Source organism: Pseudomonas sp. MG-9, assembly GCF_018729515.1.
Taxonomy (GTDB): Bacteria; Pseudomonadota; Gammaproteobacteria; order Pseudomonadales; family Pseudomonadaceae; genus Aquipseudomonas; species Aquipseudomonas serboccidentalis.
The window spans coordinates 849362-873484 of record NZ_JAHHZH010000001.1 but is presented as its reverse complement, the minus strand read 5'-3'; the positions used below and the strand labels follow the sequence as shown (position 1 = coordinate 873484).

Sequence of the window (24123 nt, the reverse complement as noted above, 5' to 3'; positions counted from 1 at the left end):
TTTAAAAAATCAAAGGCAAAAGATCGCAGCCTGCGGCAGCTCCTACAGCGGCCGTGGTGGTTCTACATGTCGAGGTTGATCCAGCCCGGTTTTGCCTCTTCCGGCGCCACCGCGTTCACGGTTTTCCCGGTCGCCAGCTCCACGCGCCGCGCCACCTCCGGATCATCGGCAAACGGCACCATGCTCGCATCATCCAGGCTTTGCGCCGTTTGATGGCGCAGGCAGTATTCGACCGCCAACCACAGAAACACCACCCCCAGCACATTCAAGAAAAGTTCGAACATCATCAGCTCCCTGACTCAGGCGATCTGCGCTTGACTGCGCGCCAGCGCCACGTCGGCCACCCGCACCGTGCGCCAGACGTTGTAGGCCATCAGCAGCATGCCGCTGAGGAAGAACACCCCGCCGGCAAAGCGCACGATGAACCCCGGATGACTGGCCTGCAGTGCTTCGACGAACGAATAGGTCAGCGTGCCGTCCTCGTTGATCGCACGCCACATCAGGCCCTGGGTGATGCCGTTGACCCACATCGAAGCGATGTACAGCACCGTGCCGATGGTCGCCAGCCAGAAGTGCAGGTTGATCAGCGGCGTGCTGTACATCTGCTCGCGGCCAAAGACCTTCGGCACCATGTGATAGGTCGCGCCGAAGGTGATCATCGCCACCCAGCCCAACGCCCCGGCGTGGACGTGGCCGATGGTCCAGTCGGTGTAGTGGGAGAGGGCGTTGACGGTCTTGATCGCCATCATCGGGCCCTCGAAGGTCGACATGCCGTAGAACGCCAGGGACAGCACCAGAAAGCGCAGGATCGGGTCGGTGCGCAACTTATGCCAGGCGCCGGACAAGGTCATCATGCCGTTGATCATCCCGCCCCAGCTCGGCGCCAGCAGAATCAGTGACATTGCCATGCCGAGTGACTGTGCCCAGTCCGGCAGCGCGGTGTAGTGCAGGTGGTGCGGGCCGGCCCAGATGTACAGGGTGATCAGCGCCCAGAAGTGCACGATCGACAACCGGTACGAATACACCGGGCGGTTGACCTGTTTCGGCACGAAGTAATACATCATCCCGAGGAACCCGGTGGTCAGGAAGAACCCCACCGCGTTGTGCCCGTACCACCACTGCACCATGGCGTCAGTGGCCCCCGAATACACCGGATAGGACTTGAACCAGTCCACCGGGATCGACAGGTGATTGACCACGTGCAGCATGGCGATCACCAGAATGAACGCGCCAAAGAACCAATTGCCGACGTAGATGTGCTTGGTCTTGCGCTGCACCACGGTGGTGAAAAACACGATGGCGTAGGCGACCCAGACCACCGCCATCCACACCGCGCCGGAGAATTCGATTTCGGCGTATTCCTTGGTGGTGGTGTAGCCCATCGGCAGGGTGATCAGCATGATCACGATCACCGATTGCCAGCCCCAGAAGGTGAAGGCCGCGAGCTTGTCGGAGTACAGCCGCACCTGGCAGGTGCGCTGTACGGCGTAGTAGCTGGCAGCGAATTGTGCGCTGCCGGCAAAGCCGAAAATCACCAGACTGGTGTGCAATGGCCGCAAGCGCCCGAAGGTGGTCCACGGCAGGTCGAGGTTCATCTGCGGCCACACCAGTTGCGAGGCGATCCATACGCCCATCGCCATGCCGACGACACCCCAGAAAACTGTCGCGATAACGAATTGGCGGACGACCTTGTAGTTATAAGCCTGTCCGATTGTTGCTGTGCTCATGGTCAGTTCATCCACGGTTGCAAAGTCTTGCCAGGCCACCCTGGTCTGGCACGAGTTGCACTGTAGGAACACCGCCAGAAACAAAACAGGCTCAGGAATCCTTCATTTGTACGGATCAGATTGAAGTGCTGCCTGCGGCGTTCTGCCGCGCCCTGATACGGTTTTTATCGTTTCAGGTGAATCTGTAACGTGCTGCGCTGTTCCGCCATAGTGCTTTTAAAATCTGTAGGAGTGAGCCTGCTCGCGATTGCGGTGTGTCAGCCAACATCCCCGTTGCCTGACACACCGCAATCGCGAGCAGGCTCACTCCTACAGCAATTGCGCACAATTTCTGATGGGGTAGCCGCTGCATGTATCAATACGATGATTACGACCGGGCGCTGGTGTTCGAGCGCGTTGCGCAATTCCGCGATCAGGTCGAGCGCTTCATGGCCGGGGAGTTGAGCGAAGAAGAGTTCCTGCCGTTGCGCCTGCAGAACGGCCTGTATATGCAAAAGCACGCGTACATGCTGCGGGTGGCGATTCCCTACGGCACCCTGAGCGCCGAACAGATGCGCACCCTGGCGAGCATCGCCGCCGACTACGATCGCGGCTACGGCCACTTCACCACCCGGCAGAACCTGCAATTCAACTGGATCGAACTGAGCGAAGTGCCGGACATTCTCGAACGCCTGGCGCAGGTCAACATGCATGCGATCCAGACCTCCGGCAACTGCGTGCGCAACATCACTACCGAGGCGTTCGCCGGGGTCGCGGCGGACGAGATGATCGACCCGCGTCCGTTGGCGGAAATCCTCCGCCAGTGGTCGACGATCAACCCGGAATTCCTCTTTCTGCCGCGCAAGTTCAAGATCGCCATTTGCTCGGCGAAGCAGGATCGCGCGGCGATCATGATGCATGACATCGGCCTCTATCTTTACCCCGGGCGCGACGGACAAATGCTGCTGCGGGTGATCGTCGGCGGCGGACTGGGGCGCACACCGATTCTGGGTCTGCAGATCCGGGAAGGGTTGCCGTGGCAGCATCTGTTGTCCTACGTCGAGGCGATCTTGCGGGTCTACAATCGCCATGGCCGGCGTGACAACAAGTACAAGGCGCGGATCAAGATTCTGGTCAAGGCGCTGGGCATCGAAGCGTTCGCCCGGGAAGTCGAAGAAGAATGGCAACACCTCAAGGACGGCCCGGCGCAGTTGACCGACGCTGAGTACGAGCGGGTCGCCAGTGCGTTCGTGCCGCCGATCTACCACACCCTGGCCGACACCGATCTGGACTTCGGCACGCGTCTGGCCGAGAGCCCGGCGTTCGCCCGTTGGGTCGCGCGCAACGTGCAACCGCACAAGAAACCCGGTTACACCAGCGTGGTGCTGTCGACCAAACCGGGCCTGGCTGCGCCGCCGGGGGATGTCAGCGGGGTGCAGATGCTGGCCGTCGCCGACTGGTCGGAGCGCTTTGGTTTTGGCGAGATCCGCATTGCTCATGAGCAGAATATCGTCCTGCCCGATGTGCAAAAATCCGACCTGTACGCCCTCTGGCAACTGGCTTGTGAGCAGGATCTGGGCAGCGCCAACGTCGGCCTGCTGACCGACATCATCGCCTGCCCGGGCGGCGACTTCTGCGCGCTGGCCAACGCCAAGTCGATCCCGATCGCCCAGGCGATTCAGGCGCGTTTCGACAACCTTGATTACCTGCACGATCTGGGCGACATCAGCCTGAACATCTCCGGCTGCATGAATGCCTGCGGGCACCACCACATCGGTAATATCGGCATCCTCGGCGTCGATAAGAACGGCAGCGAGTGGTACCAGATCACCCTCGGTGGCGCCCAGGGCAAAAACAGCGCACTGGGCAAAGTCATCGGCCCGTCGTTCAGCGCCGCCGAAGTGCCGCAGGTGATCGAGCGGATCATCGGCACGTTCGTGCGTTACCGCGAAAGCGAGGAGCTGTTTGTCGACACCCTGGCGCGCATTGGCCTGGAACCGTTCAAGGAACGGGTCTACCCGAAAGCACTGGAGGGGACGGCATGAACAATCTGTTGCGGTTGGAGCAGGGTGTGGCGCGGCTGGTCGAGAACGATCCATGGTCGCTCATTCGCGAGCCGGAGCAGGGCAGGCCGCAAGGATTGCTGATTCTGCCGCTGGTGCACTGGCTGCAATCGCCGTCGACCCACGCGGTGTGGCTGGGGCCGGACGATGAGGTCGAAAGCGTGGTGCCGTGGCTGGCTTCGCTGCCGTTGATTGCCCTGGACTTCCCGAGCTTTCGCGACGGCCGCGCCTACAGCCAGGCGTATCTGCTGCGCAGCCGTTTTGGCTGGGCAGGCGAGTTACGCGCGATTGGCGATGTGTTGCGTGATCAACTCAGCCACATGCGCCAATGCGGGTTCGACAGCTTTGCAGTGCGTGAGGACAAATCGGCTGAGGATGCGCTCAAGGGTTTGGCGGGGATGAGCGTGCTGTACGGCCGCTCCGTCATTGAGCCGCGCCCACTGTTCCGCCGCCGCTGAGCTATTCAATGCCTGACAAATAACTTTGTGGTGAGGGGGCTTGCCCCCGTTCGGCTGCGCAGCAGTCGCAATTCTGTGCATGCTGTCTGTCTGACCTGGCGCGACAGCCTTTGTGGGGGCCGCTTCGCTGCCCAACGGGGGCGAGCCCCCTCACCACAGTATTGCGCACCGGCGTTTCAATACAGGGGAAACCCTTACATCGCACGCCATCCCCGGATTTTCCCTTGGGTCGATGCTGGCCTTTTGGTAGAGTCCCCGACGCCAGCGGGTTTTCGGCTGGACGACGGAACGAAGAAGGGAGTCTGGGTAGTGAATGCGGGCAAAAAGATTTTGGGCCTCACGGCGATGCTGTTGATGCTGACGCTGTGGGCCAGTTACTTCTATGTGATCAAGGAAAACCGCGACGGCCAGTTGGGCGGCGCCGGCGAAAGCACCGCGTGGTGCGGCACGCCGCCGTCCACTGAAGCGGCGCTGTTGGGCAAGGATCAACTGACCTTGCGCGTGACCAACAACCTGCGCGGCGAGTTCATGCTCAGCGGCTCGCTGGTGGTGTCCGAACGCACCTTCAACCGCTACGACCTCGGTCGCAATGAACTGCGTCTGCGCCTGGAACCCTTGCAGTGGTCGTACGGCGTCACGCCGATCCTCCTGGAACAGGTCAAGGTCCAGCCCCTGAGTCGCAACCTCGCGTCGCCGACCAAGAGCGCTTACGCCGAACTCGAGCCACGGCCGATCGGAGTACAGGGCCAGGTCACCGAATTCCCCTTCGACACCTATCGCTACGGCTATAAACCGGTGCTGTATTACCTCAAGGGCAGCGAGCGCATCGACCTGCGCTTCAAGAACATCACCACGCTGATGGACATGTCCAACACCTTCACGCCGATCCAGAAGTACAACCGCGTCGAGTACATCAACGAGAAAAACTCGATGATCCGCGACGAGGACTACAAGGCCTACGGCCCGCACGAATGTGCGTTCAGCGTCGAGCGCAAAGGCTCGTTCAAGGTCGTGGTGCTGTTGTTGCTGCTGGTGCTGTGCCTGCCGTTGCTGCATGTGTTCTATCGTGACGAACCGGGGGTCGACTTCCTCGCCACACTGGTCGCGATTGCCGTGGTGCGCGTGGTGCTGGTGGGCCCGGTGCAGGACTTCCAGCTGTACAACATCGACTTCCTGTTCGGCGCGGCGATCCTGCTGGTGGGCTCGGTGTCGCTGGTCAAGGCGATGCGCGCCAACAGTCGGCGGGAGATGGCGTTGAAGAGCGGGGCGACATCGTCCTGGTGATACCCGGCGCTTGAGTTCAACACTGACCCTGTGAGAGCGAGCCTGCTCGCTCTCACAAGGGATCAACGACTTTCTGGACCGGCCAACGCCGCGCCAATAATCTCCGCTGAATTTGTCTCTGCGAATCGCAATTGCCGAAGTTTTAGCTATACCTGTAGCTCCCCCTATACAAAAGTGTTCGGCCTTCTGACAGGAGTTACAGCATGAAGCTTGCAGTGATGATGGGCACACTGTGTATTGCCACCCTTGGCGTGGTCGGTTGTTCCAGCAAAACCGTCGCTCCCGATGAGTATTCCGGCTTTCTCAAGGACTACAGCCAGCTCAAGGAGGCCAAGTCCCCATCCGGTGCCGAAGTGATGCGCTGGATCGATCCGAAGGTGGACATCAACAAATTCACCAGTGTCTACATCGAGCCGACTCAGCTCTATCCGAAACCACAAGCGACCGCGAAGATCTCCCAGCAAACCCTCAATGGCATCACCTCCTACTACGATCAGGCGCTCAAGCGTGAAATCGGCAAAGAATTGCCGTTGGCCACCGGCCCCGGCCCGGGTGTGATTGTGGTGCGTGCGGCGATCACCGCCGTGAGCAGCAAGACCGAAGGTCTGCATGGGTATGAAGTGATCCCGATTGCTCTGGTAGCTGCTGCGGTCAGCACCGCGAGCGGTATCCGCGATCAGGAAACCACTCTGGCCACCGAAGCGGTATTCCTCGATGGCGCGAGCAACAAGGTCGTGGCGCAAGTGGTGCGCAAAGGCACTGGCAAACCCTTGGAAAACGACGCGCAGGCAATGAAGGCAAGCGACGTCAAGCCAGTGATTGACGGCTGGGCCAATGACTTGATGCAGATGTATCGCAAGCTGAAGTCCGAATCCCGGTAGTCCGACGGGGCTTACAGCAAGTCCGGGGTGAACTGGATCGGCTCATCTTCGCATCGAGGTGTTTGGCCAGGGCCTTGACCGTGCGGGTCTTGGCCAGCCCCGGCAGGCTTTCCAGCAGCAAGTGCCCGTTGGCCAACAGGCCGAGGTGGATCTGCCAAATGACCCGAGCCTGGCCAGGTACCGCTTCGGCGATGCTGGCTTGCAGGCGTTGAGACCGGTGAGAGCGGTCATGGGACAGCCCTTTGTTGGCCGGTCTAGAAAAACGCCAGGGTCAGGTTGACGGCGAAACCATTGCCTTCGGGGCGATTGCTGGTGTCGAACTCCGGCACCCAACGCGCGCTGATGTTGGCCTGGGCGTCGGCGAACTTGCCGGCCCAGCCGATCACCGGACCGGCGCCCACCGAGCGGCCACGGAAGCCATTCAGTGCGTCGGCGGTCTGGCCCTTGTCGTCGGTAACCTGCTGGATATAACCGGCCGCGAGACCTGCGCTCCAGCCATTGCCAAAACCGTGGGTCCACAACGCATCGAGGGTGAAGATGTTGCCGTTGCGATAATCCGTGGTGGTGTTTTCGGTATAGAACTCCAGACCGCTGGACAGGGTGAACTCGCCACCCTTGCCATCCAGGTGGGTGAAGGCCACGGTCGGCATGAATGTGTAGTTGTTCTGCCCCGGGTTGGCCAGGCGGTTCTCGTTGTAGGCACCGGTCGGCACGTAGATCGGCAGGGAAAACGCGATGTGATTCAGTTCATCGAAGTGGTAACCGGCGGCAATCGGCGTCACCAGTGCATCGGCAAACTGAGTGCCGGAATCGCCGGTGCCGAGGGTCCGCCCACGCGGGCCGGTGATGGCCGCGTCGATGTCGGTGTACTGCAGCGGAATGCCGATCGCCGAGGCGAAGTTCCACGGACCTTTGCCGGTGTCCCAGATGCGGGTCAGATTGGTCATGGTGTAGGAGACTTTCATGTCGATCCCGGCACTGATTTCACCGGAAATCGGCGCGCCACGATTGCCTTTCAGCGAGCCGTCGTACCAGATGCTCGTCACCGATACCACCCAGCCTGGCTCCGGCGGGATGATCCCGGCGTTGGAGTAGACCTGTTGCCCGGTGATCGGCCGGCCAACACCTCCCTCGGTTGCGTAGAGTTGAGTACTGCCGATCATGCACAGCGCCAACAGCGGACGCACAACACAAGGCTTGACCATCAATGGCTCCGCTTATTGTTTTGAGCTGACGGGGGTGAGCTGCGGCATCTTCCATTCGCCGTTGGTCACTTCCGGTTTGGGCAGATAGAGCCGCAAGATCCCGTAGAACGGCCCGTTCGGCGCCGGCAGCCAATTGGCCTGCTGGTCCTTGCCCGGGTTCTTGTGCTGCACATACAGGGTCAGGCCGCCGTCAGCATCGAGCGTCAGCCCGGGCAGCATCCGCGAGTTGATCAGGTAGCGGTTGAGCGGGTTGGCTACCAGCAATTTGCTCTTGCCGTCGTACATCGTCAGCGACCAGAACGCATCGGCCGGGGGCAGGGCACCCTTGTCGAAATGCAGGGTGTAATCGTGTTTCGAGGCGTCGACCGGTTGCCCGTCCTTGTCAACGAAGTAGCCGATGTAGTTCGCCTCTTCGGCGGAGTTGCCGAAGATACCCATATTGGCCCCGGCGTAGCGGTACAGGTAGTTGCCCTTGAGGTGATCGCGGGTGCCGAACAGGTCACCGCTGCTGAGCTTGTGCGCGTCGACCTGGTCTTTCTTGAACGCGGCGAACTCGGCCTTGGCGTCGCTGATGCCGTCTTCCAGCGCCTTGCGTTGTTCGGCGCTGAGTTTGCCCGGATCAAAGGGCTGGCCGGCACCGATGCCGATTTTGGCGAAACGCGCGAGCAGGTCTTTCTCGACGTCCTGCGGTGGCGTGAAGGCGAGCAGGAAGTTCAGGTAACGGAACAGGTCCGGGGTCTCACTCATGGTCGGCGTGGGTTTCGGCCAACTGACTTTTGGTGCCGGTGCCGGGGCTTTCTGTTTCAGGTAATGGCTGAGGGGTTCGACCTTGTAGCCTTTCTGGATCTGCTTGACCTTGCCCAGATCCTTTTCATCGAACAGCTGCGTGCGGTACAGCGCGTAAGTGATGTTGCTTTCGCTGCGCAGCAGGCGATCGATATTCACCGGTTGCTGGCCCTGCCATTCCGGCCCGGCAATCATGAAATGGCCGCCATTGTTGCCGGTACTGCGGGTGCCCAGATAAGCGAAGTTCTGCGTGTAGGCGTCGATCAACTGCACCGAGTAGTAACGGTGTTCCTCGATCGGCGGCAGGGTCAGGATCAGCGGCTCGGCGCGCAGGTCCATCCAGACGAACGAGTAGGGCGTGTCGGCATTCGGCGTGACGAAGGCGGTGTCCTTGGCGGTGAAGGCTTTGGCAGTGTTGCCGATCTGGTTGAACGGCGCCTTGAAGTTCGGGCTCTTGCGGTCGACGGCCTGGGTGTAGAGGGTCTTGTACATCTCCACCACCGGGAAGCCATACAGATAGGCCTCTTTGGCAATGCCCCGGGCTTCTTCAGGGCTGGCGCTGAAATCGGCCCAGGCGCTGCAGCTCAGAGTCAGGGCAAGGCTGGTCAGTAACAGATTGCGTGTGTGCATGGCGCTTCCTTGTCATTGTGCGAGCGTGATGTCGTCGAGTTTCCAGCTCTTGTCGAAATACGCTTCGGTCGGCGCGTACAGACGGAAATAACTGAACCAGTGTTTGCCGGGCAGGGTTTGCACCCAGTTGTTTTCAAAGCCCTTGGGCGCGGTCGGGCCGAAGTACAGATCCACCGAGCCGTCGGGGTTTTTCTTCAGGTCCTGACGCGAGGACAGGTCGGCCTTGCGCTGCGGGTTATCGATCAGACAGCGGCTGGCGATGTCGTAAACGGTCATTGACCAGAACTGTTTGGCCGGCGGGTTGGCGCCAACGTGCAGGCGATAGTGCTTGCCGCCGTCGAGCCAGTCGCCCTTGGCGTCGGTGTAGGCGCCGAGATAGGTCTGGCCCAGCCCTGGTGTTTTGGAAACCATGCCCTTGGTGTTGGTGACCGCCTCGTAGAACCATGCGCTGCGTTCCCACAGCTGGTCGTAATAGGCCACGCGTTGTGACGGCTCGGCGATGTTCAGCACTGTGTCCCAATGCCGGTCGGGCCAGTACTGGGCGTCGGGGAAACGCTTGGCGAAGGTGTTGGCCTTGGCGATCAACTCGCCGACCTCGACCCCTTGCTCCAATGCCTTGCGTTGCCGGGTGTTGGGGTTGAAGGGTTTGTCCTTTTCGATGCCCAGACTGGCAAGCATCGCCATGTAGAACCGGTCACGTTCATTGACCGGTTCTTTCTGGATGATCTGGTGCAGGCGTTCCCAGTAGGCAATGCCCCCCGGCTGTGTGCCCGACCACGGCTTGCCTTGCGGCGAGAGCAGGCGGGTGTCGCCCGGATTACTGCGCTGGGCGTACGGGTACATCTTGAATTTCCCGACCAGCGCCTTGCCCTTGGCCGGGTCCGGATCGAGCACGCGCAAACCTACCAGCACATTCATGGTTTCCGATTTGGCCAGGTAGTACTGGCCGGCATCCGCCGGTGGTTCGGCGCCCGGTGGCAGTACCAGGTATTTGCCGCCCTGGCCCTTGTCGGGGCCGGTCTGGCCCATGTCGATGATCGCCCGCTGCCAGAAATCACCGATGCCGCCAGCGGTAGGCCCCGGCGGCAACTCGATCACCAGCGGCCCGGTTTCACTCAGATCGACGAACCCGAGAATGTAAGGGGTGGTGGCATTGGCGGTGATCACCCCGAGCTTGTCTTCGTAGCTGTTGAGGATCATCAGATCGCCGCTGCGTGCGCCGAGCTTGTCGCGAAACGCTTCCTGCCACTGGGCGTAGGACACCAGCGGCAAGGCCCACAGATAACTCTGGGTCGCCTGCTGGAAATCCAGTTCGGCGTACAGTTTGGCAATCGAGTCATGGGTCGGCAGCTCGCCCTCCATGGCGATCTTGCCGATGCGTGTATCGAGGTCCTGGGCGCCGACACCACAACTGGCGAACAACGTCATCAGGCTGAAACCGGCGGCGCGAAGTGCAATGTGCATTGCAATATCCTTATTTTCCAAACGTCACGTTGATGCCCGTGTACAGGGTGAATTGCGGCAGACCGTCACCCTTGCGGTCCACTGCGGCTCGATGAAGGCGTTGAGGATGTGGCTGCCGGACTTCCAGACCTTGCCCACGCCCGGGCCGATGGGGATGTAGTGGGTATTGCTGTAGCCATTATGCGGATCGGGGCGGGGGCTGATCGGCAGGGTGGCGCGCGGCAACACGTCGTTGGTGTGGGCGTTGGAGTCGTAGAGTCGGGGCGGGTAGTTGTCCTGCAGGTTCGCACCGGGTGCGATATTGCTTTTATTGGAGTCTTCGGCGTTATTCGCCTGCGCACACGTTGCGGCCAGCGAACCGGTCAGAAAAAGAGTCTTCCCCACTCGATTGAACGTCATCCCCGATTCTCTGGTGGCTCATAGACAACTCGGCACTTGGCGGCCGTTAGGGCGTAATCCCTTCCTTATCAAGAAGGTAGGACATGTCCGATTGACGCTAGCAGCTAATGGGGCGTTAGCCAGTCGAATGAATTAATTCTTTGGTTCTGTGTAAGGCTTTGCAGGAAGTTGTGTACTGAAGCGTTAATGCCAAGACAACGCCCCTCTGTAGGAGCTGCCGCAGGCTGCGATCTTTTGATCTTGTTCTGAAGGTCAACATCAAAAGATCGCAGCCTGCGGCAGCTCCTACAGAGGATAGTGGGGGCAGGCGTTTTTCTTCGCCTGCTCGCGAATTCGCTCTCAATTCGAAAACACCCGGGATCACGGTTTTCCACACCGTTCCAGCGTTCGGAAGCGAAGAGCGGGCCGCCGGCCATGACCGTTGATTCCGTGCAGAAGTCCAGAAATCCAGAAGTCGATCGGAGACCAGTGCTCCAATATTCCATATAAGTAAGTATTGGCAGAAATCAAAGCATTGATCGAGGGAGTGCAGCGCAAGCACGAAGCAAGGCGTTTGGCTAGGATGGGGCTTTGATCGTTCTGGAGTCATCAAAGATCAGGTAACATCTGCAAATCGTGATATTCAAAGGAGAGAAACGATGGCAGGAAAGCCAGTCGCAAAGCTCGGAGATCCAGGGAGTCACGGCGGAAATATCACCACTGGATCAAGTCCTATTTTTGTTAATTCAACTCCTGTGGCTTTGGTAGGAGATATCTATTCCTGCCCGGTTCACGGCAGCAATCCCATAACGACGGGCGCTCCCCATGTTTTCGGGTTGGGGAAAGACGTTGCCCATGTTGGCTCGCAAACGGCATGCGGAGCGACGATTACCGCCGGTTCACCCGACACCTTCGTCGGCGAGTCAGGTGGTGGCGCCTCCACCAGTTTCTTCTCGCAGTTTCTGAAAGAAAAGACTTTTGTCGAGTTTCAGTTGCTTAACGAAAGAGATGAGCCCATGGCGAACGAGGCTTATGAATTGACGCTTCCGGATGGAACCTTGATGACAGGCGTCCTTGACGAAAATGGCTTTGTGCATGTTGCAAATATTCCCAGGGGAGTTGCAGCATAAAGTTTCCGAAACTTGAAGATGCGGAACATCTTTAATGGTTCAGCCTACTAAAACTACCAGCACAACACAGGCAGCAAAAAATACAGGCGCATCAGGGAAAACCACAAAGACCAACCAGATAGTCGTGTCCGGTGCCTACATGGAAGTACTGGTGGGTGGTCCTTACACCCGCGATAAAGAAGAGCATCCTTTCGGACACGCGGCTTTACACGTGGTGGTCGGCAGCAAAGACATTACCTATGACTTTGGCCGCTATGGTAAGACGTGGGGACATTCGATAGTGAGGGGGAGGGCGTGCTGAACGTTTGGACTTCCTTCAAAGCCTATATCTCTGGCGAGAACAGTTTGGGGCGTACAACAACAGGTTTTGTTTATTCTTTGGCTAATGCAAAGGCGGAGGCTGTGATCGCTCATTTCGATGGCATTATCGCTCAGCAAAAAGAGCAGAGAAAAAAGACTACGACATCAGCACGGTATGTCTTGCCGTCCAACTATCATCCGACTACGAACAACTGCACAACCGTGACAATTGCAGGGGCAAAGGTTTCGGGTAAGTCAATTGTGCAGAACCCGGCGAAATATAATGAGATGAGAGGTCTCTCTTTCATCGAGAGACAGGCAGCGCGTACGCAAAGTAGTCCGAAGGACGGGATCTTCATGCCTGCGGATTTACAAGCCATGCTCGAAGCAAATACCGAGGCTCCTTATGATAAGAAAAACGTTTAAAAATAGGCGCCTGGGCCTATGGTTGGTGGCAGCTTTATCCGTAAATGCGATTTTTTTTGCTTTTCTGATTTTTGGCGATATTGCGAAGGGGCACGATATGAAAATGATCAAAACCAAAGAACCGTTGCTGATTGAAGGGCCCGATGGCGACGAGAACTACTATGTCCTGCCTTTGGGTACTACGCTATATCACGATAAAAGTTTTCCTGAGGGACATGATCGTTATGTGGTGTATCTCAACCATAAAGGTGCGATTGCACACGAAGAAGTAGCGATGAAGCCTGAGTATGGTGGTTCCTTTATCGACCCGCTTTGGTTGGCCAATGTTGATGCGGAAGTTTTGAAAGAAATGTTCAAGCGTTTCCCTCTTTCCAAAACAGATATCGCCGCTGCTATCAAAGCCAATGAAATAACCAAGGATGATCTGGCGGACATAATCCGCTCGATGCCCGACTGACCGATTCAGTAGCTGTCGCTGCGATCTTTTGATCTTGTTTTAGTCGATCAACATCAAAAGATCGCAGCCTGCGGCAGCTCCTACAGAGGATAGTGGGGTCAGGCGTTTTTCTTCGCCTGCTCGCGAATTCGCTCCTCCTGCGCACGCGCTTCCGGGGTGAACTCGGCACCGAAGTCCTCGGCGGAAAATATCTGTCGAATCTCGATTTCTGCCTCGGTGCCCGGCATCGGGTTCGGGCAGCGCTTGACCCACTCGATGGCTTCCTCCTTCGACTTCACTTCCCAGATCCAGTAACCGGCCACCAGCTCCTTGGTCTCGATGAACGGGCCGTCGATGACCGTGCGTTTATCTCCGGAAAACCGCACGCGCGCGCCTTTGCTGCTGGGGTGCAGGCCGTCGGCGTCGATGAGGATGCCGGCCTTGACCAGTTCTTCGTTGAAATTGCCCATGGCGGTGATCAGCTCTTCGCTGGGCATGATGCCGGCTTCGGAGTCGGCGCTGGCTTTGACAAGGATCATGAATCGCATGGTGGTTGCTCCAGGGAATGGGGTGGATTCATGGTTTAGTCGAACGGGCCGCGCATGAATCGACAGGTCTTCTAAATAAAGATGCAGACCTGCGCTTTAACCAGCATCAACCCTTACGAGATGTGTCCGCCATGGGAACATGCTGCAACTATTTGTAGGAGTGAGCCTGCTCGCGATGGCGCTGTATGAGGCAACATGACGCAATCGCGAGCAGGCTCACTCCTACAGGGGGAACGACGGCGGCTTTGTATACAATTCTCTGTTCGCTCCCCTGACAATTTCAATCAGGGCATAGGTCGTCGGACAATTTCGTGGTTAACTTCGGCCTCTTGCATGCTTTCCAACCAAAAACGCTAGAAGGACTCAAGTCATGGCTCAAGTCACCCTTAAAGGCAACCCGGTTCAAGTCAACGGCCAGTTGCCACAAGCCGGTTCCAAGGCGCCAGCCTTTTCCCTGGTTGCCGGCAATCTGTCCGACGTCACCCTGAAAGACTACGCCGGCAAGCGCAAAGTGCTGAACATCTTCCCAAGCGTCGATACCCCGACCTGCGCGACTTCGGTACGCAAGTTCAACGCTCAGGCCAACGACCTCGCCAACACCGTGGTGCTGTGCATCTCGGCTGACCTGCCATTCGCCCAGGCCCGTTTCTGCGGCGCTGAAGGCCTGGAAAACGTACAAAACCTGTCGACCCTGCGCGGCACCGAGTTCATCGAGAACTACGGTGTGGCCATCGCAGACGGCCCGCTCAAAGGCCTGACCGCCCGTGCGGTGGTGGTTCTGGACGAGAACGACAACGTTCTGCACAGCGAGCTGGTCAAGGAAATCGCTGAAGAACCCAACTACGAAGCAGCACTCGCCGTACTGAAATAAGCGCTTTTACAATTGTTAACGGCCTGGCTCTGTCCAGGCCGTTTTCATTTGTGTATCAGTGTTTTGCCTCATACCTTGAAACGTAAGTTGAAGGTAAATTGCCGGTAAAGCTGCTTTGCTTAAATCCTGCCAGTGCTTATCGTTCAGCCTCCCGTAAAAGAAGCCCACGCGCCCAATGGTTAATCACTCCATGCAATCGTCCCCTCGCAACTCCCGTCGCTGGCTGATCAGCCTGCTCGTCCTGTTGGTCATCGCCGTGCTCTGCTGGAAATTCTGGCCCGCCGGTTCGGCCCTCAAGGAGGGCGGCGAGAAAGCCGCGACCGGCCATGCCGGACGTTCGGGAGTGATGCGCCCAGGCTTCGGCGGCGCGGCCGGGCCGATTCCGGTGCGTGTGGCTGCGGCGGTCACCGGTGACTTCCCGCTGTACTACAAGGCGCTGGGCACGGTGACCGCGCTCAACACCATCAATGTGCGCAGCCGGGTCGGCGGGGAGCTGGTGAAGATCAATTTCGAGGAAGGGCAGATGGTCAAGGCCGGCGACCTGCTGGCAGAGATCGATCCGCGTCCGTACCAGAACGCCTTGCTGCAGGCTGAAGGCACCTTGCTGCAGAATCAGGCACAGCTGAAAAACGCACAGGTCGATGTCGAGCGTTATCGCGGCCTGTACAAGGAAGACAGTATCGCCAAGCAGACCCTGGACACCGCCGAAGCGCTGGTCGGCCAGTACCTGGGCACGGTCAAGACCAATCAGGCGGCGGTCAACGACGCCAAGCTCAATCTCGAATTCACCAAAATCCGCGCACCGATTGCCGGACGCGTCGGCCTGCGTCAGCTCGACGTCGGTAACCTGGTGGCGGCCAACGACACCACCTTCCTCGCGGTGATCACCCAGACCCAGCCGATCAGCGTGGTATTCACCCTGCCGGAAAACAACCTCGAAACCGTGCTCGCCCGCTACCACAGCGGCGCCAGACTGCCGGCCGAAGCGTGGGACCGTGGCGACACGAAAATCCAGGCCAGCGGCGTGCTGCAAAGCCTCGACAACCAGATCGACGTCGCCACCGGCACCCTGAAATTCAAGGCCCGTTACGACAACCGCGATCAAGCGCTGTTTCCCAACCAGTTCGTCAACGTCCACCTGCTGGCCGACACGCTCAAAGGCGTCGTGCTGGCCCCGTCGGCGGCGATTCAGTTTGGCACCAACGGCACCTTCGTCTACGCCCTGGACGGCGACAAGAAAGTCACCATCCGCCAATTGAAGATCGGCGCGAGCGACGGCAACAACACCGTGGTTACCGAAGGTCTGGCTGCAGGCGACCGCGTGGTGCTCGAAGGGACTGATCGTCTGAAAGAGGGCAGTGAGGTGGAAGTGGTCAACGACAGCAATGACGTGCCGACCACCCCGACCGGGCACCTGCAGGGCAAGCCTGCCGCCAATACGCCGGACGCCGCCGTGACTGACAAGGCCAAGAAGGGCGCATGAACATTTCGCGGCTGTTCATCCTCCGTCCGGTAGCTACCACCCTGAGTATGCTGGCCATTGTCCTGGCCGGCCTGATTGCCTATCGCCTGCTGCCGGTCTCGGCCTTGCCGCAGGTCGATTACCCGACCATCCGCGTCATGACCCTGTACCCCGGCGCCAGTCCGGACGTGATGACCAGCGCCGTGACCGCGCCGCTCGAGCGTCAGTTCGGGCAGATGCCGGGCCTGACGCAAATGGCCTCGACCAGTTCCGGTGGCGCGTCGGTGTTGACCCTGCGTTTCAGCCTCGACATCAACATGGACGTCGCCGAGCAGCAGGTGCAGGCCGCGATCAACGCTGCGACCAACCTGTTGCCGACCGACTTGCCGGCGCCGCCGGTGTACAACAAGGTCAACCCGGCGGACACCCCGGTGCTGACCCTGGCGATCACCTCGAAAACCATGCTGCTGCCCAAACTCAATGATCTGGTCGACACGCGCATGGCGCAGAAAATCGCCCAGATCAGCGGCGTCGGCATGGTCAGCATTGCCGGCGGTCAGCGTCAGGCGGTGCGGATCAAGGTCAACCCGGAAGCGCTGGCGGCCAACAGCCTGAACCTGGAAGACGTGCGCACCCTGATCGGCGCGTCCAACGTCAACCAGCCCAAGGGTAACTTCGACGGCCCGACCCGGGTCTCGATGCTCGATGCCAACGACCAGCTGACCTCGCCCAAGGACTACGCCAACCTGATTCTCGCCTACAAGAACGGCGCGCCGTTACGGCTCAAGGACGTGGCGGAAATTGTCGACGGCGCCGAAAACGAGCGTCTGGCCGCGTGGGCCAACCAGAATCAGGCGGTGCTGCTGAATATCCAGCGTCAGCCGGGCGCCAACGTGATTGAAGTGGTCGACCGGATCAAGGCGCTGCTGCCGAGCATCACCGACAACCTGCCGGCCGGCCTCGACGTCACCGTACTCACCGACCGGACCCAGACCATCCGCGCCTCGGTCACCGACGTGCAGCACGAACTGCTGATCGCCATCGCCCTGGTGGTGATGGTGACGTTCCTGTTTCTGCGTCGCGCCAGTGCGACGATCATTCCGTCCGTGGCGGTGCCGCTGTCGCTGATCGGCACCTTCGGCGTGATGTACCTGGCCGGGTTTTCGGTCAACAACCTGACATTGATGGCATTGACCATCGCCACCGGTTTCGTGGTCGACGATGCGATCGTGATGCTGGAGAACATTGCGCGCTTCATCGAGGAGGGCGACAGCCCGATGCAGGCCGCGCTCAAGGGCGCCAAGCAGATCGGCTTCACCCTGATTTCCCTGACCCTGTCGCTGATCGCCGTACTGATTCCGCTGCTGTTCATGGCCGATGTGGTCGGGCGGCTGTTCCGCGAGTTCGCCATCACCCTGGCGGTGGCGATCCTGATTTCTCTGGTGGTCTCGCTGACGTTGACCCCGATGATGTGCGCGCGCCTGCTCAAACGAGAGCCGCAAGCCCACGAACAGGGCCGTTTCTACCGGGCCAGCGGCGCCTTCATCGACTGGATGATCGCTGCCTACGGGCGCAAGTTGCAGTGGGTGCTCAAGCACCAGCCGCTGACCCTGCTGGTGGCCATTGGCACGCTGGCGCTGACCGTGTTCCTGTACATGGTGGTGCCCAAGGGCTTCTTCCCGGTGCAGGACACCGGGGTGATCCAGGGCATTTCCGAGGCGCCGCAGTCGATTTCCTTTGCCGCCATGGGTGAGCGTCAGCAGGCGCTGGCGAAAGTGATTCTGCAAGATCCGGCGGTGGAGAGTCTGTCGTCCTACATCGGTGTCGACGGCGACAACGCTACGCTCAACAGTGGCCGTCTGCTGATCAACCTCAAATCCCACGGCGAGCGTGACCTCAGCGCCACCGAAGTGATCGCGCGCCTGCAGCCGCAACTGGACAAGCTGGTCGGTATCCGCCTGTTCATGCAACCGGTGCAGGACCTGACCATCGAGGACCGGGTCAGTCGTACCCAGTATCAATTCAGCATGTCGTCGCCGGACGCCGAACTGCTCAGCCAGTGGAGCGGGCGTCTGGTCGAGGCGCTGGCGCAGCGTCCGGAACTGACCGACGTAGCCAGCGACTTGCAGGACAAGGGTTTGCAGGTCTATCTGGTGATTGATCGCGATGCGGCCTCGCGCCTCGGCGTTTCGGTGCAGAACATTACCGACGCGCTGTATGACGCGTTCGGTCAGCGGCAGATTTCCACCATCTACACCCAGGCCAGCCAGTACCGCGTGGTGCTGCAGGCGCAGGCCGGGGAGAAGATCGGCCCGCAGGCGCTGGACCAGATTCACGTCAAGACCACTGACGGCGCGCAGGTGCGTCTGTCGAGTCTGGCCCACGTCGAGGAGCGTCAGGCGCAACTGGCGATCACCCACATTGGCCAGTTCCCGGCGGTAATGATGTCGTTCAACCTCGCCCCCGGCGTGGCGCTGGGGCACGCGGTGGACATCATCGATCAGGTGCAGAAGGACATCGGCATGCCGATTGGCGTGCAGACCCAGTTCCAGGGCGCGGCCGAAGCATTCCAGGCCTCGCTGTCGAGCACCTTGCTGCTGATTCTGGCGGCGGTGGTGACCATGTACATCGTGCTCGGCGTGCTCTACGAGAGTTACATCCACCCGATCACCATTCTCTCGACCTTGCCCTCGGCGGCCGTGGGTGCCTTGCTGGCCTTGCTGCTCAGCGGCAATGACCTGGGCATGATCGCGATCATTGGCATCATCCTGCTGATCGGTATCGTCAAGAAGAACGCGATCATGATGATCGACTTCGCCCTCGATGCCGAACGCACCCAGGGCATGGCGCCGGAGCAGGCGATCTACCAGGCAGCGCTGCTGCGCTTCCGGCCGATCCTGATGACGACGCTGGCGGCATTGTTCGGTGCGGTGCCGTTGATGCTGGCCACCGGTTCCGGGGCTGAATTGCGTCAGCCACTGGGTCTGGTGATGGTTGGTGGCCTGCTGGTCAGCCAGGTGCTGACCCTGTTCACCACGCCAGTGATCTACCTGTACTTCGACCGCCTGGGCCGGCGCTTCGGCAAGACCAATGCCGATAGCGATGAGGTGCCGGTATGACAGTTCGTACACATAACCCCTGTAGGAGTGAGCCTGCTCGCGATGAGGCCGGCACATTCAATATCAGTGGAGGCATACACACCGCTATCGCGAGCAGGCTCACTCCTACAGGGGATTGCGGTGAAGTCGGGGATCGTGGTCAATGAACCTCTCCGGTCCTTTCATCAAGCGCCCGGTCGCGACCATGCTCCTGAGCCTGGCGATCATGCTGCTCGGCGGTGTCAGCTTCGGTTTGCTGCCGGTGTCGCCGCTGCCGCAAATGGATTTCCCGGTGATCGTGGTCCAGGCTAGTCTGCCCGGCGCCAGTCCCGAGGTGATGGCGTCCACGGTGGCGACGCCGCTGGAACGCTCGTTCGGCGCGATTGCCGGCGTCAACACCATGAGCAGCCGCTCCAGCCAGGGCTCGACCCGGGTCATTCTGCAGTTTGACCTCGACCGCGACATCAACGGCGCGGCACGCGAGGTGCAGGCGGCGATCAACGCTTCGCGCAATCTGTTGCCGAGCGGGATGCGCAGCATGCCGACCTACAAGAAGGTCAATCCGTCGCAGGCGCCGATCATGGTGCTGTCGCTGACCTCGGACGTGCTGGAAAAAGGCCAGCTCTATGACCTGGCCTCGACCATCCTGTCCCAGAGCCTGTCGCAGGTGCAGGGCGTGGGCGAAGTGCAGATCGGCGGCAGTTCGTTGCCGGCGGTGCGCATCGAACTCGAACCGCAGGCGCTGAACCAGTACGGCGTGGCGCTCGACGATGTGCGCAAGACCATCGCCGGGGCCAACGTGCGCCGGCCCAAGGGCTCGGTCGAAGACGGCGAGCGCCTGTGGCAGATCCAGGCCAACGACCAGTTGGAGAAGGCCAAGGATTACGAATCGCTGATCATCCATTACAACAACGGCGCGGCCCTGCGCCTGAAGGACGTGGCCAAGGTCAGCGATGGCGTCGAAGACCGTTACAACAGCGGTTTCTTCAACGATGACGCGGCGGTGCTGCTGGTGATCAACCGCCAGGCCGGCGCCAACATCATTGAGACGGTCAACGAGATCAAGGCCCAGTTGCCGGCCCTGCAAGCGGTGCTGCCGGCCAGCGTGAAGCTGAATCTGGCGATGGACCGCTCGCCGGTGATCAAGGCCACCCTGCATGAAGCGGAAATGACCCTGCTGATCGCCGTGGCGCTGGTGATTCTGGTGGTGTTTCTGTTTCTCGGTAACTTCCGCGCCTCGCTGATTCCGACGCTGGCGGTGCCGGTGTCGCTGGTCGGCACCTTTGCGGTGATGTACCTGTATGGCTTCTCGCTGAACAACCTGTCGCTGATGGCGCTGATTCTGGCCACCGGGCTGGTGGTGGACGATGCCATCGTGGTGCTGGAGAACATTTCCCGGCACATCGACGAAGGCATCAAACCGATGCAGGCCGCGTATCTCGGGGCCAAGGAAGTCGGCTTCACCTTGCTGTCGATGAACGTGTCGCTGGTGGCGGTATTCCTGTCGATCCTGTTCATGGGCGGAATTGTCGAGAGTCTGTTCCGCGAGTTTTCCATCACGTTGGCGGCGGCGATCGTGGTGTCGCTGGTGGTCTCGCTGACCCTGACGCCGATGCTCTGTGCGCGCTGGCTCAAGCCGCACACGCCGGGGCAGGAAAACCGTCTGCAACGCTGGAGCCGCAAGACCAACGACTGGATGGTCGGCAAGTACGCCACCAGCCTCGACTGGGTGCTGCGCCATCGGCGCCTGACCTTGCTCAGCCTGATCATCACGGTCGGGGTCAACGTCGCCCTGTATGTGGTTGTGCCCAAGACGTTCATGCCGCAGCAGGACACTGGTCAGTTGATCGGTTTCGTGCGCGGCGACGACGGCCTGTCGTTCAACGTGATGCAGCCGAAAATGGAAACCTTCCGCCGCGCCGTGCTCAAGGACGAAGCGGTGGAAAGCGTGGCCGGGTTCATCGGAGGCACCAACGGCACCAACAATGCCTTCATGCTGGTGCGCCTGAAGCCGATCAAGGAACGCAACCTGTCGGCGCAGAAGGTCATCGAGCGGCTGCGCAAGGAAATGCCCAAGGTGCCCGGCGCCCAGTTGATGCTGATGGCGGACCAGGACTTGCAGTTCGGCGGTGGCCGCGAGCAGACCACCTCGCAATACAGCTACATCCTGCAAAGCGGTGATCTGGGGGCGTTGCGCGAGTGGTATCCGAAAGTGGTCACCGCGCTGCGCGCACTGCCTGAACTGACGGCCATCGATGCCCGCGAAGGGCGCGGTGCACAGCAGGTGACGCTGATTGTCGACCGCGATCAGGCCAAGCGCCTCGGCGTCGACATGAACATGGTCACGGCGGTGTTGAACAACGCCTACAGCCAGCGGCAGATCTCGACCATCTACGACAGCCTCAACCAGTATCAGGTGGTGATGGAGGTCAATCCGAAGTACGCGCAGGATCCGGTGACCCTCAAGCAAGTGCAGGTGATCACCGCTGATGGCGCACGGATTCCGTTGTCGACCATCGCCCACTACGAAAACAGCCTGGAAGACGACCGGGTCAGCCACGAAGGCCAGTTCGCCTCCGAAAGCATCGCCTTCGACATGGCCGAAGGGGTGACAGTGGAGCAGGGCAGCGCCGCGATCGAGCGGGCAATTGCCAAGGTCGGTTTGCCGGAAGAGGTGATTGCGAAAATGGCCGGCACCGCCGACGCCTTTGCCGCGACCCAGAAGAGTCAGCCATTCATGATCCTCGGCGCGCTGCTGGCGGTGTATCTGGTGCTCGGGGTGCTCTATGAAAGCTACATTCACCCGCTGACGATTCTTTCGACGTTGCCGTCGGCCGGGGTCGGTGCGTTGCTGTCGATCTATGCGCTGGGCGGCGAGTTCAGCCTGATCTCGTTGCTCGGGCTGTTCCTGCTGATCGGTGTGGTGAAGAAAAACGCGATCCTGATGATCGATCTGGCGCTGCAACTGGAGCGCCATCAGGGCCTGTCGCCGCTGGAGTCGATCCGCAGCGCCTGCCTGCAACGACTGCGGCCGATTCTGATGACTACCCTGGCGGCGATTCTCGGTGCCTTGCCGTTGCTGCTCAGCCGGGCCGAGGGCGCAGAGATGCGCCAGCCGCTGGGCCTGACCATCATCGGCGGGCTGATCTTCAGCCAGGTGCTGACCCTTTACACCACCCCGGTGGTTTACCTCTATCTCGACAAGTTGCGCCACCGTTTCAACAAGTGGCGTGGCGTGCGTACTGACGCTGCTCTGGAAACTCCGCTATGACTGACCGTTCGCTTATCAATCTGGCCACTGTGCGGGGCTCGCGTCTGTTGAGCCTGTCGCTGTGCGTGGCGATGCTCAGTGCCTGCGCCGTCGGCCCGGACTATCAGCGCCCGCAGACCGCCGAAATCGCGCAATACAAAGAGGCCAAGGGCTGGCGTCAGGCCAACCCCAGCGACTCGCTGGCCCGCGGCGCCTGGTGGGAGCTGTATGGCGATCAGCAACTCAACGCACTGGTCGAGAAACTCAACAGCGCCAACCAGACCGTCGCCCAGTCCGAGGCTCAGTACCGTCAGGCCCAGGCTTTGGTACGCAGTGCCCGCGGGGCGTTTTACCCGAGTGTCGACCTGAGCGTGGGCAAGACCCGCTCCAGCCAGGGCACCGGTAGTAGCAGTTCGAGCCTGAGCAGTTCTTCCAGCGGCATTCGCGACACCTACAATGCGCAGTTGGGCGTGAGTTGGGAGGCGGACATCTGGGGCAAATTGCGTCGGGGACTTGAGGCCGACGAAGCCAGCGCCCAGGCCAGTTTTGCCGATCTGGCGGCGATGCGTCTGAGCCAGCAATCGGAACTGGTGCAGAATTACCTGCAATTGCGCGTGATCGATCAACAGAAACGCTTGCTCGAGTCGACGGTGGCGGCTTACGAAAAATCGCTGCAAATGACCCAGAACCAGTACCGCGCAGGGATCTCCGGACGTGATGCGGTAGCGCAGGCTCAGACCCAGCTGAAAAGCACCCAGGGCGATCTGGTGGACCTGATCTGGCAGCGCGCGCAATTCGAAAACGCTATCGCGGTGCTCACCGGACAGGCACCGGCCGAGTTCAGCATCGCCGAGACCCAGAACATTCCGAACCTGCCGCAGATTCCGTTGAACCTGCCGTCGCAGTTGCTGGAACGGCGTCCGGACATCGCTTCGGCGGAACGCTCGGTGATCGCCGCCAACGCCAACATCGGTGTGGCAAAAGCGGCGTACTACCCGGACCTGACCCTGAGCATGAGCGGCGGTTACAGCAGCAGTACATCAAAAAACCTCCTGACGCTGCCCAACCGTTTCTGGTCGGTTGGCCCGAAACTGGACTTGCCGATCTTCGATGGCGGGATCCGTTCCGCCGAAGTCGATCGCACCGAGGCGGTGTATGACCAGACCGTCGCCAAGTACCGCCAGACCGTGCTCGACGGTTTCCGCGAGGTGGAAAACTATCTGGTGCAATTGAAGGTGTATGAGAACGAGGCGGTGGTGCGTCAGGAAGCGCTGGACGCCGCGCGCGACTCGTTGCGCCTGACCCAGAACCAGTACAAGGCCGGGTTGATCGCCTACCTCGACGTGGTGGTGGTGCAGGCCACGGCGCTGAGCAACGAGCGCACCGTCCTCAACATTCTGCAGAACCGCTTGATTGCCAGCGTGCAGTTGATCGCGGCGCTGGGCGGTGGCTGGGATGGGCAAGTGCCTGCCGAATAAACTGTGTAGGAGCTGCGGCACGCTGCGATCCTTTGATCTTGATCTTCAAAAGCAAAGTCAAAAAAACGCGGCGTGCCGCAACTCCTGCAGGGGATTTGAGTAGCCTGTGAAGGCTGTTTCAGAGCCTTGCAGAGCGATCAAACAAGCGTTTCATCGGCTTGATGGCAAAATGATTACTTTGTCAGTGCGTTCTTCTGCGCAATCAGTACAATCGCCGCATTTTCCCGGCCGAGAATGGACGCAGTACGGCGCGGGTGGCTGCGAGAATC

The 24123-nt window shown here is 60.1% G+C and carries 19 protein-coding genes and 2 pseudogenes; 13 read left to right on the top strand and 8 right to left on the bottom strand.

Annotated elements, in window-relative coordinates; genetic code table 11:
• Positions 1-62 precede the first annotated feature (62 nt).
• On the bottom strand, positions 63-284 hold the full coding sequence (locus tag KKQ10_RS03940; RefSeq protein WP_127646983.1) for a cbb3-type cytochrome c oxidase subunit 3: 222 nt from the start codon (positions 282-284) through the stop codon (positions 63-65).
• Positions 285-299: 15 nt separating this feature from the next.
• Entirely contained in the window at positions 300-1727 is a 1428-nt protein-coding gene (gene ccoN, locus KKQ10_RS03935) for a cytochrome-c oxidase, cbb3-type subunit I (protein WP_127646985.1), read from the bottom strand.
• 350 nt (positions 1728-2077) lie between these two features.
• Between ccoN and nirA the strand changes: the two genes are divergently transcribed.
• The 4 genes from nirA (at position 2078) to KKQ10_RS03915 (ending at position 6392) form a co-directional block, all read left to right on the top strand.
• Positions 2078-3751: a nitrite reductase NirA gene (gene nirA, locus KKQ10_RS03930; RefSeq protein WP_215500264.1), complete on the top strand. Its 1674-nt coding sequence runs from the start codon at positions 2078-2080 to the stop codon at positions 3749-3751.
• Entirely contained in the window at positions 3748-4227 is a 480-nt protein-coding gene (locus KKQ10_RS03925) for a DUF934 domain-containing protein (RefSeq protein ID WP_215500263.1), read from the top strand. Before nirA ends, KKQ10_RS03925 begins: the two co-directional genes overlap by 4 nt.
• 309 nt (positions 4228-4536) lie before the next feature.
• Entirely contained in the window at positions 4537-5511 is a 975-nt protein-coding gene (locus tag KKQ10_RS03920) for a hypothetical protein (protein ID WP_215500262.1), read from the top strand.
• A 203-nt stretch (positions 5512-5714) separates the two neighbouring features.
• Positions 5715-6392 (top strand): DUF3313 domain-containing protein, encoded by a 678-nt coding sequence (locus tag KKQ10_RS03915; protein WP_215500261.1) that lies wholly within the window; start codon positions 5715-5717, stop codon positions 6390-6392.
• A gap of 14 nt (positions 6393-6406) precedes the next feature.
• Here KKQ10_RS03915 and KKQ10_RS03910 read toward each other — a convergent pair.
• The 5 genes and pseudogenes from KKQ10_RS03910 to KKQ10_RS03890 all read right to left on the bottom strand — a co-directional run.
• Positions 6407-6623, bottom strand: a pseudogene (locus KKQ10_RS03910) (AAA family ATPase); the annotation flags it as partial.
• 23 nt (positions 6624-6646) lie between these two features.
• Entirely contained in the window at positions 6647-7597 is a 951-nt protein-coding gene (locus KKQ10_RS03905) for a SphA family protein (protein ID WP_215500260.1), read from the bottom strand.
• A 12-nt stretch (positions 7598-7609) separates the two neighbouring features.
• The gene (locus KKQ10_RS03900; protein WP_215500259.1) at positions 7610-9013 is read right to left on the bottom strand and encodes a DUF1254 domain-containing protein; all 1404 of its coding nucleotides are present in this window, start codon (positions 9011-9013) and stop codon (positions 7610-7612) included.
• A gap of 12 nt (positions 9014-9025) precedes the next feature.
• Positions 9026-10477: a DUF1254 domain-containing protein gene (locus tag KKQ10_RS03895; RefSeq protein ID WP_127647001.1), complete on the bottom strand. Its 1452-nt coding sequence runs from the start codon at positions 10475-10477 to the stop codon at positions 9026-9028.
• Between the two features lie 10 nt (positions 10478-10487).
• Positions 10488-10876: pseudogene (locus KKQ10_RS03890) on the bottom strand (hypothetical protein).
• Positions 10877-11514: 638 nt separating this feature from the next.
• Between KKQ10_RS03890 and KKQ10_RS03885 the strand changes: the two are divergent.
• From KKQ10_RS03885 to KKQ10_RS03870, 4 genes are all read left to right on the top strand, one after another.
• A complete protein-coding gene (locus KKQ10_RS03885) occupies positions 11515-11985 on the top strand; it encodes a PAAR domain-containing protein (RefSeq protein WP_215500258.1) in 471 nt (156 codons plus the stop codon).
• A 34-nt stretch (positions 11986-12019) separates the two neighbouring features.
• Entirely contained in the window at positions 12020-12286 is a 267-nt protein-coding gene (locus KKQ10_RS03880) for a hypothetical protein (protein ID WP_215500257.1), read from the top strand.
• The gene (locus KKQ10_RS03875; RefSeq protein ID WP_215500256.1) at positions 12280-12711 is read left to right on the top strand and encodes a hypothetical protein; all 432 of its coding nucleotides are present in this window, start codon (positions 12280-12282) and stop codon (positions 12709-12711) included. The genes KKQ10_RS03880 and KKQ10_RS03875 overlap by 7 nt, the downstream gene beginning before the upstream one ends.
• Positions 12712-12808: 97 nt before the next feature.
• A complete protein-coding gene (locus KKQ10_RS03870) occupies positions 12809-13168 on the top strand; it encodes a hypothetical protein (protein ID WP_252191451.1) in 360 nt (119 codons plus the stop codon).
• Positions 13169-13266: 98 nt separating this feature from the next.
• Here KKQ10_RS03870 and KKQ10_RS03865 read toward each other — a convergent pair whose 3' ends face one another.
• Positions 13267-13695 carry a YciI family protein gene (locus KKQ10_RS03865; protein WP_127647003.1) on the bottom strand — a complete coding sequence of 143 codons (429 nt, stop codon included), beginning with the start codon at positions 13693-13695 and terminating at the stop codon, positions 13267-13269.
• Positions 13696-14065: 370 nt separating this feature from the next.
• Here KKQ10_RS03865 and tpx point away from each other — a divergent pair, with 370 nt between their 5' ends.
• The 5 genes from tpx (at position 14066) to KKQ10_RS03840 (ending at position 23854) form a co-directional block, all read left to right on the top strand.
• A complete protein-coding gene (tpx, locus tag KKQ10_RS03860) occupies positions 14066-14566 on the top strand; it encodes a thiol peroxidase (RefSeq protein ID WP_127647005.1) in 501 nt (166 codons plus the stop codon).
• Positions 14567-14741: 175 nt separating this feature from the next.
• The gene (locus KKQ10_RS03855; RefSeq protein WP_215500254.1) at positions 14742-16049 is read left to right on the top strand and encodes an MdtA/MuxA family multidrug efflux RND transporter periplasmic adaptor subunit; all 1308 of its coding nucleotides are present in this window, start codon (positions 14742-14744) and stop codon (positions 16047-16049) included.
• Positions 16046-19147: an MdtB/MuxB family multidrug efflux RND transporter permease subunit gene (locus KKQ10_RS03850; protein ID WP_215500253.1), complete on the top strand. Its 3102-nt coding sequence runs from the start codon at positions 16046-16048 to the stop codon at positions 19145-19147. The genes KKQ10_RS03855 and KKQ10_RS03850 overlap by 4 nt, the downstream gene beginning before the upstream one ends.
• 142 nt (positions 19148-19289) lie before the next feature.
• Complete coding sequence (locus KKQ10_RS03845) at positions 19290-22397, top strand: efflux RND transporter permease subunit (RefSeq protein WP_127647011.1); 3108 nt, start codon at positions 19290-19292, stop codon at positions 22395-22397.
• The gene (locus KKQ10_RS03840; protein WP_215500252.1) at positions 22394-23854 is read left to right on the top strand and encodes an efflux transporter outer membrane subunit; all 1461 of its coding nucleotides are present in this window, start codon (positions 22394-22396) and stop codon (positions 23852-23854) included. Before KKQ10_RS03845 ends, KKQ10_RS03840 begins: the two co-directional genes overlap by 4 nt.
• Positions 23855-24123: the final 269 nt, after the last annotated feature.